The organism is uncultured Haliea sp. (assembly GCF_963973825.1).
In the GTDB taxonomy this organism is placed as follows: domain Bacteria; phylum Pseudomonadota; class Gammaproteobacteria; order Pseudomonadales; family Halieaceae; genus Haliea.
The window spans coordinates 1-19,255 of sequence record NZ_CAXBAE010000022.1; the positions used below are offsets into that span (position 1 = coordinate 1).

Annotated in this window: 22 protein-coding genes and 1 pseudogene; 6 read left to right on the forward strand and 17 right to left on the reverse strand. The window is 61.8% G+C overall.

Annotation, left to right across the window (positions count from 1 at the left end; translation table 11 throughout):
* Nucleotides 1–52 precede the first annotated feature (52 nt).
* Nucleotides 53–340: pseudogene (locus AACZ17_RS16815) on the reverse strand (transposase); the annotation flags it as partial.
* 305 nt (nucleotides 341–645) lie between these two features.
* Here AACZ17_RS16815 and AACZ17_RS16820 point away from each other — a divergent pair.
* Nucleotides 646–843 (forward strand): hypothetical protein, encoded by a 198-nt coding sequence (locus tag AACZ17_RS16820; RefSeq protein WP_290747034.1) that lies wholly within the window; start codon nucleotides 646–648, stop codon nucleotides 841–843.
* 5 nt (nucleotides 844–848) lie between these two features.
* Here AACZ17_RS16820 and AACZ17_RS16825 read toward each other — a convergent pair whose 3' ends face one another.
* The 16 genes from AACZ17_RS16825 to AACZ17_RS16900 form a co-directional block, all read right to left on the reverse strand.
* Entirely contained in the window at nucleotides 849–2,414 is a 1,566-nt protein-coding gene (locus tag AACZ17_RS16825; protein WP_290747031.1) for a conjugal transfer protein TraG N-terminal domain-containing protein, read from the reverse strand.
* Nucleotides 2,411–2,788 (reverse strand): hypothetical protein, encoded by a 378-nt coding sequence (locus tag AACZ17_RS16830; RefSeq protein WP_290747028.1) that lies wholly within the window; start codon nucleotides 2,786–2,788, stop codon nucleotides 2,411–2,413. The genes AACZ17_RS16825 and AACZ17_RS16830 overlap by 4 nt, the downstream gene beginning before the upstream one ends.
* The gene (locus AACZ17_RS16835; protein WP_290747026.1) at nucleotides 2,772–4,130 is read right to left on the reverse strand and encodes an integrating conjugative element protein; all 1,359 of its coding nucleotides are present in this window, start codon (nucleotides 4,128–4,130) and stop codon (nucleotides 2,772–2,774) included. The genes AACZ17_RS16830 and AACZ17_RS16835 overlap by 17 nt, the downstream gene beginning before the upstream one ends.
* On the reverse strand, nucleotides 4,127–5,149 hold the full coding sequence (locus AACZ17_RS16840) for a TIGR03756 family integrating conjugative element protein (protein ID WP_290747022.1): 1,023 nt from the start codon (nucleotides 5,147–5,149) through the stop codon (nucleotides 4,127–4,129). Before AACZ17_RS16840 ends, AACZ17_RS16835 begins: the two co-directional genes overlap by 4 nt.
* Nucleotides 5,146–5,649 carry a TIGR03757 family integrating conjugative element protein gene (locus AACZ17_RS16845; protein ID WP_290747019.1) on the reverse strand — a complete coding sequence of 168 codons (504 nt, stop codon included), beginning with the start codon at nucleotides 5,647–5,649 and terminating at the stop codon, nucleotides 5,146–5,148. The genes AACZ17_RS16840 and AACZ17_RS16845 overlap by 4 nt, the downstream gene beginning before the upstream one ends.
* Nucleotides 5,642–8,410, reverse strand: a complete 2,769-nt coding sequence (locus AACZ17_RS16850; RefSeq protein WP_339638983.1) for a conjugative transfer ATPase — start codon at nucleotides 8,408–8,410, stop codon at nucleotides 5,642–5,644. The genes AACZ17_RS16845 and AACZ17_RS16850 overlap by 8 nt, the downstream gene beginning before the upstream one ends.
* On the reverse strand, nucleotides 8,407–8,817 hold the full coding sequence (locus AACZ17_RS16855; protein ID WP_290747012.1) for a TIGR03751 family conjugal transfer lipoprotein: 411 nt from the start codon (nucleotides 8,815–8,817) through the stop codon (nucleotides 8,407–8,409). Before AACZ17_RS16855 ends, AACZ17_RS16850 begins: the two co-directional genes overlap by 4 nt.
* Entirely contained in the window at nucleotides 8,774–10,183 is a 1,410-nt protein-coding gene (locus AACZ17_RS16860) for a TIGR03752 family integrating conjugative element protein (RefSeq protein ID WP_290747010.1), read from the reverse strand. The genes AACZ17_RS16855 and AACZ17_RS16860 overlap by 44 nt, the downstream gene beginning before the upstream one ends.
* Nucleotides 10,184–10,197: 14 nt before the next feature.
* Nucleotides 10,198–10,968 (reverse strand): TIGR03749 family integrating conjugative element protein, encoded by a 771-nt coding sequence (locus tag AACZ17_RS16865; RefSeq protein WP_290747041.1) that lies wholly within the window; start codon nucleotides 10,966–10,968, stop codon nucleotides 10,198–10,200.
* Nucleotides 10,969–10,993: 25 nt separating this feature from the next.
* Nucleotides 10,994–11,653, reverse strand: a complete 660-nt coding sequence (locus AACZ17_RS16870) for a TIGR03746 family integrating conjugative element protein (protein WP_290747007.1) — start codon at nucleotides 11,651–11,653, stop codon at nucleotides 10,994–10,996.
* Nucleotides 11,625–12,011 carry a TIGR03750 family conjugal transfer protein gene (locus tag AACZ17_RS16875; protein WP_290747005.1) on the reverse strand — a complete coding sequence of 129 codons (387 nt, stop codon included), beginning with the start codon at nucleotides 12,009–12,011 and terminating at the stop codon, nucleotides 11,625–11,627. Before AACZ17_RS16875 ends, AACZ17_RS16870 begins: the two co-directional genes overlap by 29 nt.
* Nucleotides 12,012–12,362 carry a TIGR03745 family integrating conjugative element membrane protein gene (locus tag AACZ17_RS16880; RefSeq protein ID WP_290747001.1) on the reverse strand — a complete coding sequence of 117 codons (351 nt, stop codon included), beginning with the start codon at nucleotides 12,360–12,362 and terminating at the stop codon, nucleotides 12,012–12,014. It abuts the gene before it with no gap.
* Nucleotides 12,363–12,448: 86 nt separating this feature from the next.
* Complete coding sequence (locus AACZ17_RS16885; protein ID WP_290746998.1) at nucleotides 12,449–12,679, reverse strand: TIGR03758 family integrating conjugative element protein; 231 nt, start codon at nucleotides 12,677–12,679, stop codon at nucleotides 12,449–12,451.
* Between the two features lie 3 nt (nucleotides 12,680–12,682).
* On the reverse strand, nucleotides 12,683–12,985 hold the full coding sequence (locus tag AACZ17_RS16890) for an RAQPRD family integrative conjugative element protein (protein ID WP_290746993.1): 303 nt from the start codon (nucleotides 12,983–12,985) through the stop codon (nucleotides 12,683–12,685).
* 174 nt (nucleotides 12,986–13,159) lie between these two features.
* Nucleotides 13,160–14,029, reverse strand: a complete 870-nt coding sequence (locus AACZ17_RS16895) for an ImmA/IrrE family metallo-endopeptidase (RefSeq protein WP_290746990.1) — start codon at nucleotides 14,027–14,029, stop codon at nucleotides 13,160–13,162.
* A 2-nt stretch (nucleotides 14,030–14,031) separates the two neighbouring features.
* Nucleotides 14,032–14,424 carry a helix-turn-helix transcriptional regulator gene (locus AACZ17_RS16900; protein WP_290746987.1) on the reverse strand — a complete coding sequence of 131 codons (393 nt, stop codon included), beginning with the start codon at nucleotides 14,422–14,424 and terminating at the stop codon, nucleotides 14,032–14,034.
* Nucleotides 14,425–14,704: 280 nt separating this feature from the next.
* Between AACZ17_RS16900 and AACZ17_RS16905 the strand changes: the two genes are divergently transcribed.
* Genes AACZ17_RS16905 through AACZ17_RS16925 form a run of 5 tightly spaced genes read left to right on the forward strand, consistent with a single transcriptional unit; the run spans nucleotide 14,705 to nucleotide 19,165 of the window.
* On the forward strand, nucleotides 14,705–14,929 hold the full coding sequence (locus AACZ17_RS16905; RefSeq protein ID WP_290746984.1) for a DUF2188 domain-containing protein: 225 nt from the start codon (nucleotides 14,705–14,707) through the stop codon (nucleotides 14,927–14,929).
* Between the two features lie 6 nt (nucleotides 14,930–14,935).
* Nucleotides 14,936–15,937, forward strand: a complete 1,002-nt coding sequence (locus AACZ17_RS16910) for a CBASS cGAMP-activated phospholipase (protein ID WP_290746981.1) — start codon at nucleotides 14,936–14,938, stop codon at nucleotides 15,935–15,937.
* Nucleotides 15,931–17,073 carry a CBASS cGAMP synthase gene (locus tag AACZ17_RS16915; RefSeq protein WP_290746978.1) on the forward strand — a complete coding sequence of 381 codons (1,143 nt, stop codon included), beginning with the start codon at nucleotides 15,931–15,933 and terminating at the stop codon, nucleotides 17,071–17,073. Before AACZ17_RS16910 ends, AACZ17_RS16915 begins: the two co-directional genes overlap by 7 nt.
* On the forward strand, nucleotides 17,070–18,701 hold the full coding sequence (locus tag AACZ17_RS16920; protein WP_290746975.1) for a ThiF family adenylyltransferase: 1,632 nt from the start codon (nucleotides 17,070–17,072) through the stop codon (nucleotides 18,699–18,701). The genes AACZ17_RS16915 and AACZ17_RS16920 overlap by 4 nt, the downstream gene beginning before the upstream one ends.
* Nucleotides 18,698–19,165 carry a Mov34/MPN/PAD-1 family protein gene (locus tag AACZ17_RS16925; protein WP_290747037.1) on the forward strand — a complete coding sequence of 156 codons (468 nt, stop codon included), beginning with the start codon at nucleotides 18,698–18,700 and terminating at the stop codon, nucleotides 19,163–19,165. The genes AACZ17_RS16920 and AACZ17_RS16925 overlap by 4 nt, the downstream gene beginning before the upstream one ends.
* Nucleotides 19,166–19,255 lie beyond the last annotated feature (90 nt).

Here is a 19,255-nt window from a genome sequence, read left to right on the forward strand (position 1 = left end):
GGTTGGGGCATGGCGTATTATCGCAAAATTCCAGACTTATTCAGAGTATCCTTAGCCAAATTAATTCGATATTGCGCTGGGTTTCCCGTTCAAGGCGTCGACTCGACTGAATGCGATTTAAATACCCATAGATGTAGATTTTAAGGAGGATCGAAGGGTGATATGCCGGACGACCAGTAGGGGCAGGTTTAACTCGATCAAAACCCAGTGCGCCGAGGTTCAGAGAATCTACAAATGCATCCAGAAGCCCGGCCGGATTATCTTCAGAAATATAGTCGTCGAGACTTTCGGGAAATAAAGCCGACTGTTGTCGACTTTCACCGCGAATGAATCCACTCATCTAATCGCTCCCCCAATCCCTGAGCCGGACGACTAATCATAACATAGGACTTTTCACACAGCCTCGGTCGCGAGCTGCCGTTCGCGCTGCCGTCATCGATGGACTATACCAGACACCAATCGATCCGCTAACACGGGATGTGATGTCAATCACACGCGTGGGAGCTAAGATCTCAGATTGCCACGGAAACTCAACTATTTGCCCTTTATCTTGAGCGCCGTTCAAATCCCTTGCCGCACTGGAAAACACAAGACATCGGACCTACACTTATAAAATCGTATTTCACGAAGGTCGGGGTGGACGCAATGAAAGAAGCGCCGTTCCAGGTGGTTTTCGCTGTTCTCAAAGCAGTGTGGCGATTTATCGGCTATTCGGCTGCATCGGCAGAGCTACCGGACGATGATCCGCGGCAGCATGACTCTGATTTCCATGGTATACTCAACTACCGCACTGGCCGCCTTGACGCGGGCACCGACCCCTTTGGCTGGTATGAGCGTGATTAGTGTATCTACCGCCTGCCTGCACGGCTCACAGCTGATTTACCGATAGCCGCCCCCTGCTTCCCAGAATTCTCACCGGGAAGCGCCAGGATAGTGGAGGCAGCGCTTATTGCCCGCCCAACGTGAATTCCAACCCAAGCCATCATACCGCTCCAGAGGAGTGGTAATCCCAGATAGAGACTCGTGGTGATCATGTTGAGCAGCATGCGCTTGGCATCGTGTTCGCCGGGATTGGCGAAGATGAGCAAAAACGTATTGGCGTCAGGGTACATGGCGCCAATCAGGTTCTGATCCACCCACATCGCCAGATACCACAGTACGGTCCAGAACTTAACGGTGAAGATCGCCATGGCACCGGTGACCATCATGGCAATGGAGTAGCGCGATAGCACGACGATCATGGGCAGCAGGGCATAGATGCTGAGCAGCAACAAAGCCTGCACCATGGGCAGGGCCTGCAGGACCGCGGTCATGGTGACGGCAAACAGGCCTGAGGCGGTGACCACCCCGCCTGCGGCAAGGCCGCCCTTCACCAGATTCTCCGCTGTGGCCAGCCAGCCTGTGTTGGCCGTATTGCCCGCCACCAGGTCGTTGCTGGACCAGATCGGGGGCGCGTTGGTGAGCACAGTACGGGCGACGGCATCCTGTTGCTGTTCACTCGCCAAACCTGGCGCAATGTTGACCACCAGCCCGGAAAGCCCGCCCGCCGTGGCGTCCGCCGCATTGATCAACTGCTGGCGTAAACCTTCGTTGCCCTCCTCCCACCATTGCTTACAGGTGGGCTTGCCCCACTCCGGTGGATCGGCGGGATCATATTCCGTATCGCGCAGCGCACTGTACGACCAGCCCGGGATCTGCTTTGGGGGGCGCAGCTCGTCATAGTAGCCCGGGGTCTGCCGATAGACATGGGACCCCAACCAGTCCGGATCGTCATCGCCGTAGGTATCCAGCAGGGCCGTGATCCCCGGTGTTGCCGGTTGAGCTGACTGATATCTTGAGCGTGCCGGGATATAGCAGTGACTGAAAAAATCGCTGACGGCCTGGCGCAACCGGGGGTCCGTGATGGTGGCCAGGCGTGCCTGCTGCTCGTAGGTACGCAGGTCGCTGGCGGCGGGGAGGCCTGCGATCACGGCATGATTCATGCCCGAGGACATGGAGAGCACGGCGTACCACCACACCGGCAGGTTGACCGTGGCCGGGGAGCCGGTAAAGCCGGTAATGCCGTAGGTGCTCTGGGACTCGGTTGTGGTCGCGGTGATTGGTGTGGGATCCGCCGCGGTCGGCTGGGGTACATAGCTGAGTGTGCTGGCATTGAGCGGTGTCAGGGCTGCGGGCTGGCCCGCCAGCACCACCACCAGCAGGGCGATGAACAGATCGATCTCCATACGGCGCAGGGAGAGTCCGGTCACCGAGCCGAATTCGCCACCCTGGGCGGGCTCGCGCCAGTTATCGATCAAGATCGCCAAAAACGGTAGGTAGACGATCCCTGTACTGACCAGCACATCCCACAACACCCCATAGAACGCCCAGCCGAAGAGCGTGGTAAACAGTTCCAGATAGCTGTCGACACTCACGGACTGGCACCAGCGAATGCGGCAAGGTGATGTAGCAGGTTCTGGCCGATCAGCAGCTCGATGGCCAGCAGCCAACCGACGACCCGCCAGCGGAGGCGATTGGACTCGGCTTTGGATAATGAGCTATGCCGCTTTTTGCATAGCCAATCGCTGAGACAGGGCCACAGGAGGGCCAGCAGTGCGATCAGGCCAAGGCGCACTGCCCCCAGCAGCGGTTTGGCTTCGCTGACACGCTGCGCAATGGTCGCCAGCGAACTCAGGGCCACGGCCTGCCAGAGCAGCAGGCCGATACCCAGGGCGGCGAGGAAGGTCACTAGAAGACTGCCCACCAGCCAGGCGCGGCGCCGGTGTTGCGGGTTACTGGACACGACCATGACTCAGCGGTCTTGTATCACGAGGAGCCACCTGCGGGATATCCAGGGCGGACTGACGACGGGCTGCGGCGCGCTGCAGGAGAACAGTGACGGTTTCAGAGACCACCTCGCGGCGCACACGGGTTTCAAACAGGAGGCTCTCGATTTCCTTGTCGAGTTCGGCAATGGCGGTGTCCGCGTGCTGGCGCGCGACCTCGGTGGCATAGACCTCGGGGACCTGACGTCCGGAATGCAGCAGGCGACGGGCGTAGAGTGCCTTTTCCACGGTGCGGGCGGTGCTGATCTCGGCCACCAGCCGGCTGGTGATCAGGGCCTGTTCGGTGGCGGGCATCTCGCGGATGGCCTCGATGACCTGGCGGGTGACGGCGACCCCGGGGGCGGTGACGTCGTTGAGGTTGGTTCTTGTGGGGGGGATATCCCCCGCCACCAGCGCCTGCAGGTCGACTGTCACTTCGGCCGATTCCCGGTACAGGGTGGGCAGAAGGCCGGTGCCGGGGATACTGTCTTTACGGCAGGTATCGCAGGTGGTCACGATGTTCTCCCCCACCACCGCGACCACCCAGTCACGGGCTTCTGTAGGCGAGCCCCAGATTTCCGACAGGCGGGTGGCGTCGCTGGCGGGCACCGGGGCGGTTTCGGTGATGGGCCGGTTCAGGTTGATGTTGTACCCGGCCTGGACCAGATCGCCGGTAAAGCGCAGGACCGGCTGGCCAGACCCACCGGCCTGGCCCCCAATCCAGGGCACGCCGTTGTCCCCATTGGCGGATTCCACCGCCTCCTTGGCGCTGACCGCATCATTGGAGCCAATGCCCATCTGCACTTTCCAGTCGTTGCCTTTTGATAGGGTGATCAGGTCCGCGTAGGGATTTTTGCCCTTGGCAATCTCCGCCTCCATCTGCTCGCAGCTCTTAGTGGCAAGTTTCATGGTCTCTTCGGCTTTTAACAGGGCATTCTGGAACAGGTCATAGAGCCCGGGGTTGGCGCGCTGCAGGATCAGGGCGGGCAGCGCGGCGATGGCCGAGGATGCCGCTGCGGTCATCGCATTCATCATGTCATCCACGCCCGATTTGATATTGTTCAGGGTGTGGGTCACCGCCAGCAGGGGATCGAACTTGGCACAGCTATAGCCCAGACCCAGTTGGGCCGAACCACCCAGGGTGACCGAGCTGACCAGCGGGTTGGGCGGCGGTGACACGGGCTGGGCACCGCCAATCTCGTAGTACCAGAAGCTGTCTTCGGTGGGGCCTTCTGCGGCTTTTAAGGCGGGCGACGCCAGCAGCGGCAGCAGGAGCAGTCCGGCGATTGCGCCCTGTGTTGTCCTGGGAGGAAGCCGTCGCATCATGGGTACCCCGTCCAGTTGATATCGGTAATGAAGATCTGTCCCTCGCGCTGGCAGCACTGGTAGGGACGCCACAGGGTCCAGCCGTAATCTCCGCCGGGATCGACACGACCACCGCCCCAGCCGACGGCACTGAAGAGATCATTGGTGCCGAACACCGCGCAGCTGGATTCGGCGCGGGGTGCCAGCATCTGCCAGGTGCCGGTGCGGGCATTGCCTTCCACCAGCGGGCCCGGCGGCCACACACGCATGTCAGGGGTAAAGGGTCCCTGCAGGGGCAGATAGACGTGAGGCTGGCCGGTGCGAGTGACAATATCCCCCGCGCGCTGGGCGTTGATCGCCGCGCCCTTGGGTTCTTCAGACTGGGTGGTCCAGCCGGTGCGCGGATAAAGGCCGCCCCAAGTCTGCAGCGGCCAGTGGCCCACCTCGCGCAGGCCCGGGATCAGGCTGGCGGGATAGAGCATTTCCGGGACCTCCAGCCGCCAGGCCAGGGCATTCACCCCCGACTGAAAATATGGCACGAAGGGCGTGGCCTGGGAGGGGCAGACCAGTCCGCCCGCCCCGCCCACATCCGGCAGCAGGGTCAGGGGATGGCCGATGGCATCGGTCTCCCTGAATAACAGGTTGCGGTGATCCAGACGGTTGTGGGTGCCCTCCGTGCGGTTACCCGCGCTGTCCACGGGGACTGGTAGCAGGCGCCCCAGAAGCCCCTGGGCGGCGGCGCGCTGAGCGGCACCGAGGGTGGCGCGCATCTCGGACCAGGGATTACCCCCTAAAACATTGTAGGCGCTGACGACCAGGTCCGGGTTGTAGTGTCCCACCTTGAGTGAGGAGTTGACGGTGCAACTTAAAAGATCGCATTCCAGCCAGAAACACAGGCCCACCGGGCGCCACTGCATGCACGCGAATGCCGCATTGCTGGTCTGCGCCACGATCCCGGCGGTGGACAGGGACGCAGCCTGACTGCCCTGCGGCCAGTGCAGGGTCAGCAGGAGTGTGGCGAGCAGGATGGTAGCCCTCACAACTCGGCCTCCCCGCGCCAGCGTTGATACTGACGGACGGCCTCTGTGGGGTCGGTCAGTCCGTAAAAGACCGCCTCGCCATTGATCACCATCGCCGGGTAGCGGGTCAGTCCGTAGCGCTGGGCAGCCAACAACCCCGTGGCGGTCGAGCGTAGGTCCGCCTGCTGGCGTTCGGTCAGCGCAGCGAGCCGTGTTGCTGCCATCGCCTTCGCCGCCGACTGCTGGGGCGGCAGCTGGTGGGACAGGATGGCGTTCAGGCGTGCGAGACCGTCCAGGTCATAGACGGTCAGCTGGATGTCCTCGCCCGTTGCGTTGTGATGCGCGGGAGGCGGATGCGCGGCGGTGGTAAACAGCTCCACCTGATAGCGCGGTTCCGCAACACTGAACGGAGACGTCAACAGGATTGTCAGCCATGCCAGCCATGCCACCAGCACGACGATGGGCCTGTGCCGGACGTGGCTGCCGGGTTGGGTGGGCGCAGTGTAATTCAGCCTAGCCACCAGGGCGGCCCTCCAACCGCTCAGCCACGATGTGGGCGGCCTCCAGTTCGGAACACCCCTGCTCGCGCATGATCTGGGCCCGTTCGGCTTTCTCGTGTTTTTCGGTCATGGCCAGGGCCAGGGACAGGGGTGGGGGGACGTTCCTGAACAGCCCCTCCAGCTGGTCCGACAGGACCACGCCTTCAACATACTTGCCCGGTTCCTTGCGGGCCGACAGCAACAGGCTGCGCTGTTCGGCGGTCAGATCCCGGAAGCGCGCGATCTGCTCCACCTCCTCCTTGGGCATGACCAGACACAGCCACCACTCCATCATGTTGAGCATGCGCCGGGAGGCGTCCGGGAAATCCTCCAGGTTCTGGGTGGCGATCCAGAACCAGGCCCCGAGCTTGCGCCACATCTTGGTGATTTTTACGACGTAACGGGCCAGCAGAGGATTGGTGGTGATGATGTGGCCCTCATCGGTCACCACCAGGGTCGGGCGACCGTCGCTCTGGTGGCGCTCCACCAGCTGGTTGATGTGGCTCATCATCGCGGTGTAGGCCACCGTCAGCTGGTCCTCATAGCCTTCTCGTGCCAACACTCCCATCTCCACCAGCGTGACATCCACCTCGGGCCAGGGGGAGCCGGGGCGGTCGAAGAAGTCGCCCGCGAGCCCCGAGCAGAACAGCGCCATGCCATCGGCCATTTCCGTGGCGCGGTGACGGCGGTGATCGGGCAGGGTGGGTTCCTGACCCTGGGCGTTCAGCGCTGCGACCACATCGCGGGTCAGCACCTGGTCCCCGCCGCGCCGGGAGACGGTTTTCGCGGCCAGCAGGATCGCGTTACGGATCAGCAGGCGATCGGCCCTGGTCATGCGGGCATCCTCGCGCTCATCACCGCCGGTGATCATGATGCGCGCGGCAATTTCCATTTCTCCCAACACATCGCGGCCGGGGCTCTCACCGCCCTCCTCGTCGTCCTCACTCTCAGGGATCGCCTCGGGGTCGGTGGCGAGCCGGATCCGGCGCTCCCGGTCCAGCAGGGTCAAGGCATCGGCAAAGGGCGGCAGGCTGACATCGGAGCCGGGGTTCAGGGTCACCTGATTCACACTGATACCGTGGTGTTTAAAATGCTGCCCCAGCAGGGTGAAAGACCCACCCGCCTCGATGATGAAAATGCGGGGGCGGTGAATGGCCATCATCTGCTGCAGCAGGTAGACCAGCAGGGCCGACTTGCCCGCCCCGGTGGGCCCCAGTATGAGCATGTGGGCATTTTTCTTGCGATCGTCCGGGTGCAGGGGATCAAACACCAGCGGTTCCGCCCCGCGATTGAAGAACACGAGCCCGGGATGACCAGTGCCGCGGGAGCGTCCGTAAACCGGCAACAGGTTGGCGATGTGCCGGGAAAACACCAGCCGCGAGCGGCGGCTTTTACGATCGAAGGCAGGATCGTAGGCCATGGGCAGGTTGCGCAGGTAGCTGTCCAGCCCCAGCAGATCGCCCTCGCGGCCTATCGGTTGCAGGCCGTTGGCCAGCAGCAGGGCGTGCAGCTGGTTGACCCGCTCCCGCAGATTGTCCGGTGAATCACCGCGCACGTAGAAGGCCATGCCCAGCGGATAGAGCTTGTTGCCTGCGGCCATCTCCCGCTCCACCCGAGTGGCATCCTCCCGGGTCAGTGCGGCCTCGGCGGAATCCCCCACGGCGGCGCGTTTGACCAGCGCCACATGATTGCGGGTGGCGTCCTGGGGTTTGGCGGTCAGGGTCAGCACCATCACCGTGTGTTCCGGCAGCCGGTCAAAGACGGAAAACAGATGATCCCCGGCAGCGCGCTCCGCCGTCATATGACCGATCTCCGGTGCCCGACGCAGGCCCTGGATGCTGATCACGGTATGGGGCAGGCCATCGAACCACCAGGTGGCGGACGTCGAGTCCGAGTACGGCAGGGACAAGGTCAGGGTTTCGGCAAAGTCATGGCCGTAGGGTAGTTCGGCGTCTTCAGATGCATCGCCCAGGCTGCGTAATAACGCGCCGGTGGCATCGGTAGATCTCTCGCCGGGGTTGAACCAGGGGAGCAGCCAGCGATACAGGTCGATGCCGGAGGACCGCCGGGTACGGATACCCGCCGCCGCCAGTGCGGCGGTCAGCTGGGTGGCCACCTGGTTCAGTTCCGCCTCGGCCTCATAGGGGTTGGTTGGTCGGTGGCGCGCGGTCTGACGGCGGTACAGCACCGCCCGCACCCGCCGGATCTGGCCACGCCAGGGACTGCCGGTGAGTGCGGTGTCGACAAACAGCCCGCCCGGCGCACAGAGGCGTGCGCAGTGGTTCTGCATCAGCGCCTGATAGAAACGTGAGTAGGCGTGCTCGCGGACGGACGGCGCCGGGTAGTGTTTCAGTGACTGAACCAGACTGTCGAGGCTGGGCTCATCCTGCACGTAGAGCTGCAACACCCAGGGGCCATCGTCGCGTTCCGGCAAGGCCTCGCTGAGCGCGGTCTGGATGGCATCGCGTAGAGCCACCATGAACGGGCCGGTGCGTGCCTCCGTACCGACCGGGGTCAGGTCGAACAGGGCACCGACGCTGACCCCGTCCTCCAATAGAAAACACTGGCTGTCCGGCAGGTATTCCACCCAGGGCAAAAAGGGCGTGAAGGACGGGGGGCGCTGATAGAGCGCCTGCACGTCCCGGTGGGTCAGTGGCGCCGGTGCCCTCGGGCGCGATGGCTCTCCCGGGTTCGACCCTGCGTCCTGAGCGGGTATTCCCTGGCGGGCAGAGAAACCGCTCATGGGGCATCCACCGCGTGCTCACCCGGCAGGGCATATTCCGGCCGCTCGTAGAGGGGAAACACAGTGGAATAGCCCGGCACCGGAACGCGATGAATACCCGCCAGGTGCGGAAAGATATACATCACCAGCGTCGGGTTGGGCACGCGCATAAAGCGGGTGTTAAGGTCCTGGTGGTCAGCCCGGGCGGCGGGCCCGAGATCGGCGACATGGTGTCCCGGCGGGCGCAGTGGTGTTGCGAGTTGGCGATGCCGCGGCGCCTCACCTTCGGTAATCTGGACATGGGCGTCATAGATCTCGCGCATGGTCGCGCCATCCTGGGGCAGGATGGTCTCCTTGCTGCCGGCACACCCGGTCAGCAGTAGACTAATCGAGAGTGTGCGGAGCATGGCTGGACGATAGGGATGCATGGCTCAGTTTCCTGCCCTGGGGCTCAAAGTCGATGGGAATGGCGCGATCCACATGGATCGCCACGGTAATACCGGCGGGAACAAACACGGCGTCAAAACTCTGGGACTGGCGTTCGAGCAGCCACTGCGCCAGTTCCTCGCTGCCTCCGGCGACGGTTTTGCCCAGCACATAGGCGCCGACGTCCCCGGTGACGCCGCCGGTAGTGCCACCGGCGCTGGTGATTACCGTGGTGTTTTCGGCGGCGGCGGCCGCATCGGCGGCGGCCTGCATCGCCTGCACACCGATGCGCTGCGCCAGAAACGCGGTGGCGTTGCTTTTACGGGTGCCGCTGATGCAGGGAATGCCCTGGGCATCGGAGATCCAGCCCAGTGGCTCATCACGGCCCCCCTGCCCCTGCCCGTCATCGCTGGCCACGGTGCGGATGGTGCCGTCATCAAACACGAAGGTGACCGCCTCCAGGCGACCGGACACACAGGACAGGGTCCAGTCTCCCACCGCGGTACCGCTCCAGATCATGCCCTGGACGCCGGGGATCGTGAGTCCGTTGGCAGCCAGGTTGTCGGCACCGGTAATGATCTTGAACGGCATGGGGTCCTGCACCTGACCGCGCAGAGGAATGCGTCCCACGAGGGCGGTCATGGCGGTCGATCCCATCAGGGTGGCATTGCGCGGCACGGTGTATACCGGCCTGTCCTGCCTGGCCTCGACCCGCTCGCGGGTGTCCGTGACCAGTTGACCGCCGTGTCGACGGGCATCCCCCAGGTAACCACTCGCTGCCTGGCGCGCCCCGGCCAGACCTCCGGAGGCTGTAGGGTCCGTTTCGGCATCCAGCGGCGCGATCCAGACCAGCGTGGGTTCTATTGCCGGAATGCCTCCGGGACCCTCGAACCCCTCCAGCCCGAGGCCGACCGGCATGGCCTGATCCGGCTGTGCGCCCTGCACCTCATTGAGGGAGGCGGCCAGGGAATCGACGCGCTGAGTGAGTGACTGCAGTACACCGGAATCGCGGCGGGCTTGGTTGTCCGCGTCCTGCTCCCGGCTGAGCAGCTCACGGCGCAGCCGGGTGGCCACGTTCTCCTCGATCTGGCTGCGGTTGTTGATCAGGGTCTGGTTCTCCTTGCGCAACTCAGCATTGTCCTGGCGCAGGGCGGTGACGGCGGTGGTCATCGCCGCCACATTGGCAGTGAGGGTTTTTATCGTGTCCGCCGGAGTGTCGGCATCCGGGTCGGGGGCTGTCGGCACGCCGGTCAGCAGCAGCCCGTTCTCATTTTCAGCCGAACAGGTTTTAAGGGTGACGGCCCCAAGCACCAGCAGCACCAGGGTGGCCAGCAGGGGCAGGAGGCGGTTGGAGACGGCGTGGGACATGGGCAGGCTCCCCCCTAAAACACGCGGCTGAAGGGACGGTCGGAGATCAGGTAGACCACCGTGTGGTCGGCCTCATCGCCTGCGGGCAGCAGCCGGTGGTGCTGGAAGGTGGCGGCGAGCCACGCACCGCGCAGGGCCTCTGCCTGCAGCTCCTGCGCCTCGGGACTGGTATTGCTGAGCTGTACCATGGTCACAAAACGGTGTCCGCTACGCCAGCTGGCCAGGGGAGTCGAGACAATGGCACCGCCGCGTACCAGCGGCACGGGTGCATCGGGCACCGGCACCCGGACCACGCCCGGCAAGGGCGTCTGCAGGCGCTGGGGGGCATACAGCTGCTGGGCGGCGAAGCGGGTCAGGCTGACGTAACCCTGGGTCTCGGGAGCGGTAGCGCGTTCGTCATGCGTTGCAGGGGACAGTTGTCGTGGGAGGCTGATCTCCATCGGCGCGGCATTGCCGCCTTCCGGGGCCGCAGCCACATCCAAAAGGTAGACCAGGCCGTCATCCAGCGACCGCACCAGGATCCGGGTTGGCGGAAAGGCCTGCTGGGCCAGCCAGTAGACGGTGCCGCCACTGCTCTGGATGCGCAGCCGATGCTGCAGGGCGCCCGGAATCCCCACGCTCACCGGGCCGGGGAAGTGGACCATGCGCTCCTGGCCAACGCCGAGCTCCAGCGTAATCGGGGTTTTACGCCAGACGATACGCTCGGCGGGGTCCAGTGCGGCGGCTGCCGTGGTGCTGAACAGTAGCAGTCCACACAGCGAGATAATGGCGGTAAGAAAAACCATTCGGGACACGGAGGATCCTTGAAAACTATTGGATTGCATGAGCGGGTTCCCCCCCTAGAAGATCAGCGTCGGTGAGGCGACGGGGGCCGTCGGCCCCAAAACCATCCAGGGCCAGTCCCCAGGGATTGGCTTCCGGGTCGACGGCGTAGCGCACGACCCGCAGGGGGTAGCGGATCCGGGTACGCTTGACGGTCATGCCCTTAACCGACTCCAGCAGTTCGAGATCCAGCCAGACCTGCCAGGTCTGGCTATCGAGAATGTCGACCCGGTTTTCGGAATAACCCAGGCCGGGGATGCCCTGCAGCGCGCGCACGCGGTAGGCAAGCTCACCCCGGCGGCCCTTCTCGTCCAGATTGGCCAGCAGCTCGGCGCGGTAGCGGGGTGTGACATAGGGGGCGATCCGAAAAATGGCGCGGCCGTAATCGCGGCTGCCGTCCTCCGGCCAGCGGTTGAGCTGCTGAAACAGGTAGAACGCGAAGGCGTAGACCGAGGCGGCGGGTACTTCGGTGTGGTGCTGCACGGCCCCGGAGCGCAGGTCCGGCGGGATGTGCACCGTCAGATGCTCGGGCGCCCGGCTCCAGCCGTAGCAGAGCGCGGCAATCACCATTATCTGCAGACCGATGATCAGCCACAGGGAGCGCAGGTGGGCCTGGACATTATCGATGGCGAAGCGGTAGCGTGACATGCCCTCTCCTGCCGATATCCCAGGTCCCGCTGCGGCTGATGAACGGTGCGCGTTTAAGGCCTTTATGGTCCAGCCACAGCGCGCAGCGCTGCTGGTAGTAGCCATCGGGACGATTGCGTTTGAGGCGCTGAAAAAAACTGGCGGCCCCGAGCACCGTGGCGACAATGCCGATCCCCGCAAAACCAAAGCCCATGGTCACCGCCCCACCCAGCCAGGCCAGCAGCAGGCTGAGTGGCAGCCAGACCACGGCAGCCAGGGCGACGATGACACCCAACTCGCTGGCGGAGCAGCCTCGAAAAATGACCGGCTCCGCATTGAGCCGGTCCGCGAGGACGTCCTGGCTTTCCAGGGGTGCCACTCAGATCACACCGGCCGCTTCGGTAAGCAGGTAGCTGGCGAAGATCAGCACGATGGCGCCGACAATCCCCAGCACACCCACCTCGGCCCATTCGGCCTTGCCCTGACGGGCTTCATTGAACTTGGCGAAGGCCAGGTAGGCGACCCAGAGAAAGCCCAGCACGGCAATCGCCAGGCCAAGGACCAGGCCGCCGTCCTTGATATAGCCTTCAATCAGGCCGATCCAGTCTCCGGCGGCGGGCGCGGTACTGGGTGCCACCGGGGTCGGTAACACCGCCCAGGCGGATGGATGGGACAGGCAGACTGCGGTCGCGAGGACGGCAAAACGTGAAGGGTGACGGGGTGTGGTCATGGTGCGTTCTCCGAATGGGCGCAACAGTGCGCGGATACAGTGTTCCGAGGTGGGAAAAGAATGAGAGTGGAAGGACACCGCCAGGCTCAGCGCAGGTAGAAGCCGAGGACCAGCAACACGATGCTCGCGCGCAGGGTTGCCCAGAGCAGGTCGAACACGCTGGCCTGGCCGTCCTGCCAGGCCCGGAAGCTGCCTACGGTGATCCAGATCACCCAGATAAACGCGAGGATCAGCACCACGCTGGCGATGGCGAGCAGAAGCGCTGCCGGTGTCGCGCCGGATCCGGCCTCGAAGGCCGCTGTCTGTGCCGGTGTCATCAATCACTGCCGGTAGTCACCGCGCAGCGGCGGCACCGGGCGCGGCGTATTCCGCGGGGCATCGAGGTGCGCCTGGATACCCGCGCGCACCCGCTCCAGATCCTGGCGCAGCCAGTCATACTGGAAATGAATACGGGCGTCGGGGTCCGCCTCGGCCTCGCTGCTCGCAATCAGGGATTCGAGGAGTGCGATCTCGTGGAGCAGACGGGCGAGCATGGCGCGCTCGGCGTCGGCATCAGCCCAGGAGCCCGGTGCGATGAAAGTCAGCGCCAACAGTGTGGCCGTGGCAAGTCGGTGTCCTGTCATGAGCATGTCGTCCCGCACGGTAGTGTGTGGGGAGATGGTGATGAAACGCGGGCTCCGTCGCTATGAACAACCCAGTCAAGGGGTGGCGGGGTTTTCTTGTTTCAGCGTGATTTCAGCACGCAGAGCCGATCTCCCGCGCAGGATGTAAGACGAGTGGCAGACCAGAGGCCTTTGTTAACGGCGCTTACTACGCCCTGGCCACGGCAGTTGTCCCGTGAGTTCAGCCAAACCGCCATCGTCATCGATGCGTGCACCGAAACGGTTGACTTCGACCTCAGGCAGATCGTCGCTGTCGAACCATAACAGCGAGGTGGTGGTATCGGTCCGCGCGTAGTGTCTGGAGATCTCGTATAGGGGAAGCCCCTTTTCCCAGTTGTCGAACCAGACGTCCTGCGAAACTTCCCCCGTCTCAGTGGCGCTATCCCCTGAAGAGCGGATTCGGTGAGCCACGGAGCCTGCTGGAATTACCGACCTGGCAGGTATCCAGGCTCCTGCTTGCCGCAATGCCGTAGAGCGTGCGGCATATCGCACTGCACCACGCTCCATGGTGACGAACGCACACGGCAAATCGCTGAGACTGGCGAACCTTGACGCCGCTGCAGGGAATGATGTGCCAAAAAGGTCGGCCATTTGGTGAATGAGATCCAAGGAGGGCTCTTCCTTGGGCACAGCGGAGAGCCATTGCTGGTACGGCATCAGCAATTCGGCAGCGAAGGTGTCACAGGCAATTTCGTTCGGGTGTCGCTTGGCATAGGACCAGGATGGCACTTCTTCGTGACTCGACTCCAGATCAAGCACGATATGCGCTATCTCATGGCAGATCGTAAATCGCTGACGCTCTTCCGTTTCCAGCGAGTTCACCGTAATGATGTGCTTCCCGTTCGGCTTGGTAATTGTGTAACCGGACTCCCCATCACCAAGCTCCTCTTCCCTGACCTTGGCGTTGACTGCTATGACATAGGGCGTCAGGTCCGTTCGGATGTCGGACATATCGACCTCCGCAACAAAGGCTCGTGCTCTCTGTCTGACATGCATCTCATCCATGTTCAGTCGTCCTCGTCATCATCCTTGAATATCTTCTCTATTCGGGCAATCAGCGTTGCGGGGTCTGGCCTCGTATTTCCTCGATGCCTCATGCCCGCTGCTGTCGAAAAGACATCAATGCTGATGGAGGGGTCTTGTAACACGAATTCGACAAGACGGGGATCAGCCTCCGCATGCTTAACAAGCCACATCACCAGCGAGGCATCTCTCTCTCCAGGTTTGAGAACCCTAAGTAGCTTTTCGACTAGATCTGGCGACGGATTGGTCTTCTCGCCCGATTCCAAGCGGTGGACATAAGCATGATCCACCGAAGAGAGTTGGCCGATCTCCCGTAGCGAAAGGGTTCTACGTTCGCGCAGCGTCTTAAGGGCGACACCCAAGCCTGTTTGAGTCATCCGTTCTTCTCCTCGCGGTTGCGGAAAGGGAGACGGCTACGCGACTCCGCCCCAACCCGTTGCTTTCAATGGCACCCACCGGTGTATTTGCAGGCAGGCGTCAACTCTGATATGCTGTTGTCTATACAAACAACGTTATTAGGTTTTACAACTACTTCAGTTTATTTTGGCTTGGCCTTTCTGTTGTCTGAAGGAGCAACGCATTGTGCTACAACAGGAGGCCATTGACAACCCAGCCGACTGGCTGGGACTTCAATAGTTCCACTGCAGGAGAACCATCATGGCCAGAAAAAATCAACATGTTGTTCCTCATCAAAACGGTTGGGCCGTCAAGGGTGCTGGCAGCCAGCGGGCAACCTCTGTGCACGACACGCAGCAGCAGGCAATAAACGCTGCGCGGGATATTGCACGCAACCAGAAGTCCGAACTCGTTATCCATCGTCCAGATGGACGTATCCGCGACAAGGATAGCCATGGCAATGATCCCTTTCCCCCGAAAGGCTGAGACAATATGACAGACATCCCAACCTATCATGTGCTCGCCCTGTCAGGAGGAGGATATCGCAGCCTTTATACGGCGACGGTTCTTGCCGAACTTGAAGCCGTACTGGGTCGTCCTATCGCTTCGCATTTTGATCTGATTTGCGGCACATCGGCAGGAGGGATGTTAGCTTTGGGGCTGGCAGCGGAGATTCCAGCGAGCGAACTCAAGGCATTATTCGAAGACGAAGGTAGCCGCATCTTTGGTTGCCGCAGCCTGCCGCGGCGGATTCTAGGATTCTGGCTGACCGCAAAGCATGACTCAGCGGGATTACGAGAAGTGCTGACCGAGCGCTTCCAAGGGACCATGATCGGCGACCTGAGGCATCGTGTTCTCGTGCCGGCCGTCAACTGCTCGACGGGTCGGGGGCAGTTCTTCAAAACACCACACCATCCTTCCTTTGAGCTCGATCACCGGATGAAAATCGTCGATGTCGCGTTGGCGACCGCTGCCGCGCCCGTCTACTTTCCTCTGGCACGCAACGACCGCGGTGTCTTCGCGGATGGGGGGCTGGTTGGCAACGCCCCCGGCCTGTTCGGGTTGCACGAAGTCAAGACGTTCCTGGCACCGAACCAGAATCCGCTGATTCGGGTTCTCTCAATCGGCACGATGACCATCGGGGCAACCGTCCGCGGCGGCGCCAGCCTTGACCGCGGATTCGGGAAGTGGCGGGGAGGACTCTTCGACCTCGTGATCTCCGCTCAGGAGTCGTCGGTGGATTACATGCTACGGCAGCTGCTGGAGAATAACTACTTCCAGATCGACGACAAGGCGACACCTGATCAGAGCAAGGATGTCAAGGCGTTGGATAGGGTTTCCATCGGCGCCACGAATACCCTCAAGGATCGCGGCAATCACGCGGTACAGCGTGCACTCGGCGATCCTCTTTTCCAACCGTTTCGAGCGCACCAGGCCGGCGCACCGATCTTCTATCACGGCCCCAACAGAAATGTTCCCGAGGCCACATGCTGAACCTAAGCCCACTTTTCTTCACCACCGTTGATGACGAATCCTGCATGCATAACCAGCTGGACCTGACGCCTGATCAACGCACCTGGATCGCCAGCGCACGCACCGATGTCAGGAACTGCCTGCGCACCGGCGTCCCCAGCTTCCTGCGGGCGAGCGGCTACACCGAGGCCGCGCCGCAGCCGCGCTTCTTTACGCAAGGGTCGTGGGCATACAAGACGCTGAACTCGCCGGCACAACACCCACAGCAGGCAGATATCGATGATGGTTGCTATCTGCCATTGAGTTTCGTCTCACAGACAAAGCGCCCTAGCATCGCGGCGACGGTGTTCTTTGCCGCCGCGGAAAAAGCTTTGAAGCCACTGATCGATGAACGGGGCTGGACGCTCGTCACCGACAAGCCGACGTGCATCCGCATCGTTATTGCTTCGTATGCCCACATTGATATTCCTTTGTACGCCATTCCAGACGAGGAGTTTGAGACGCTCTCCAAAGCTTCGATGGAGCGATATGGCTTTGACTCGCTGACGGATGCGGTGAACAAGGCGGAGCGTGATGCCTGGACAGCATTACCTGCTGACAGAGTTCTGCTGGCCCACCGTGAATGCAATTGGATGTCGTCCGATCCGAGGCCTGTGAAAGAGTGGTTCCTGGGTGAAGTAGAGGCCAAGGGGGAACAGTTCCGCCGCGTGGTGCGCTACCTGAAGGCCTTCCGTGATTGGAGGTGGCCCAGTGGTGGGCCCGCTTCGATCCTGTTGATGGCCGCTTCGGCCCCGCTGTTTGAGAAGCGCGAGCGGCGGGATGATCTCGCCTTGCTGGATGTCGTCGCGGCACTGCCAGCCCGGTTGCGGGCGGGCGTCAACAACCCCGTGGATGAGTCCGAGTCGTTCACGGAGCGGCTTGGCAAATCCGGAGTCGAAGAAGCGGCAAGGTCGTTTGAAGAACTTGAGAAAGTGCTTCGCGGAGCCACCGACGCTGGCAGCCCTTCACAAGCCTGCATTTGGATGCAGGGCGAATTCGGCCCTCGCTTTCCGAACGAACCGGATCGGGTAAAGGTGGTATCCCTCGCCGCCACCATTGCCGCGGCACCCGCGACGCCCGGTCCAAGCGAACTAGTCGGTCGAACGAAGGCTGGATGAGCAGCACCACATCGGTCACAGACGTGATCGAGGCCTTCGGGCAGCGAGGCTTCGTGTTTGTTGGCAAAGCGGATGACGGCTGGTTCAGGCTGCACGGACGGTTGACCCCACCCCAATCGGACAAGGGCTTTCCGTGTGAGATTCAGCTCGACCCTACGCTCTTCGACTTGCCTCGCATCCGGCTGCTGGAAATCCCGCCTGATCTGCCCGCAGCGGTCCCTCATCTTGGCGCGGATGGCGGGCTTTGCTATCTCGCCAAGGGTACGGTCGTTCTGGACATCTACGATCCCGTCGGACAATCACTTGCGTGCCTACAGCACGCGGCCGTCGTGTTCGAGAAAATCTTGAAAGGAGAGATGGTTGAAGATCTTGCGGAAGAATTCTTCGCTTATTGGCCTGGCGGGCTTTGCTTCGTGGACATGCAGGGCGCAGACCTAGGTCGGCAGCACTGTATAGTCGCGCAGGCCGATGGGAGTACACTGTGGTTCATCAGCGACAACGTAGATCGGACAACTGAGAAGCTGAAGTCGCTCGGCTACCAGGCCAGCGATAAAACGGTGCTGACTTACCGGGTCAAGACTGTCGCTCAACCCCGACCTCTGACCAGCCATTGGCCGCCCAAAACAGTTGGGGATATCTTGGCATGGCAAGGCACCCTTGATCCTCGCTGCCGGCGCAAGATTCACAAGCGTATCAAGGAAGGGGAAAGGAAGAAGGCCAACGGTGTACTGATCGTCATCGAATCTCCGTTGATGACGTATGCTTTTGCGGTTCTCTATGACCGCCAACCTCCGGTCCAAAAGAACAAGCACGCGAATCGCAGGGATTCGACCTATGGGTTGGAGGTGATGCCCATCTCAGTAGTGAGAATCGACGATCGGTACATCGCTGAGCGGAACGTGCCAAAATCAAAGACGCTTGCAGGTAAGAACCTAGCCGTTGTGGGATGCGGCACAATTGGCGGATATCTGGCGGATATGCTGGTTAAGTCCGGCGCGGGGACGTGCGGCGGAAAACTCACGTTAGTAGATTTTGACAGCCTTTTCCCGCAAAACATCGGGCGTCATCGCCTGGGGTTTCCGGACTTGCTTTTGAACAAAGCAGAGGCCATGGCGAAGGAGCTCAAGCGCTTGGCACCAGGTGCCGCGGTTCGTGCACTTCCGATAGATGTCAGGCAAGCGCAACTAGGGGAGCTGGACCTGCTCATAGATGCCACCGGCGAAGAATCTCTCGGGCATTGGCTAAGTGGCCACTATCCGGCTCCGATGCCTATGCTTTCGGTCTGGATCGAGGGGCCGGGAACCACCGTCCGTGCACTCCTGAGGCCACATGCATCGGGTGCGTGCTACCGATGTCTTTGGCACAGCAACAGAAGAGGTGAGCTCCGCTCCACCGTTGATTCTCTTCCTGCCATTTTGGCGGGACATGGATGCGAAGGTTTGTACGTGCCTTTCCCGGCATCGGTGTCGGTACAGGCTGCTAGCCTAGGCGCCGAGATGACACTCGACTGGGTCAACGGCGTTTATTCCCCAGCACTCCGGACTAGACTGATTGACCACACACATCAGAGTGCCACGCCCGATTGCGATCCGCTGATAGACCGGGATTGCCCCATATGCGGTTCATGAACTCCTGGGCTACTACCGATAGGAGGGCTTTACTGCATTTCTCGGAGTCCACTCTGGAGACTTTCTGCCGCTATGTCCAGGTCAGTGATACCGACTGTGAAGCTGGCGGACTCCTGCTCGGTTCCGTTCATGGAGTCCACATGATTATCGAGCAGGCAACTACTCCCACGACATGGGACAAGCGATTCCGCTACTTGTTTGAGCGGATGCCATTTGGCCATGAGACCATTGCCCTGGCTCGATGGACTGCGAGTCACGGAATCGTCCGCTATCTGGGCGAATGGCACACACATCCGGAGGATGATCCTCATCCCTCTGATCTCGACATATCGGAATGGAGGCGCTTATCAGCGAAACGTCGAGATGGGCGACCGATGCTTGCGGTCATAGTCGGGCGAAAGTCTCTGTACGCCGAACTGGTGCCGAATTTAGGCCGAGGTCCGGTATTTGCCCCCGTGGAATAGCGGCTAACCAACTCAATGCCGTCCCTACGGGCGGCCTTAGGGATGCTCTGAACAACCCATGACTTCAGTCGTACAAAGCTCAAAGTGGTA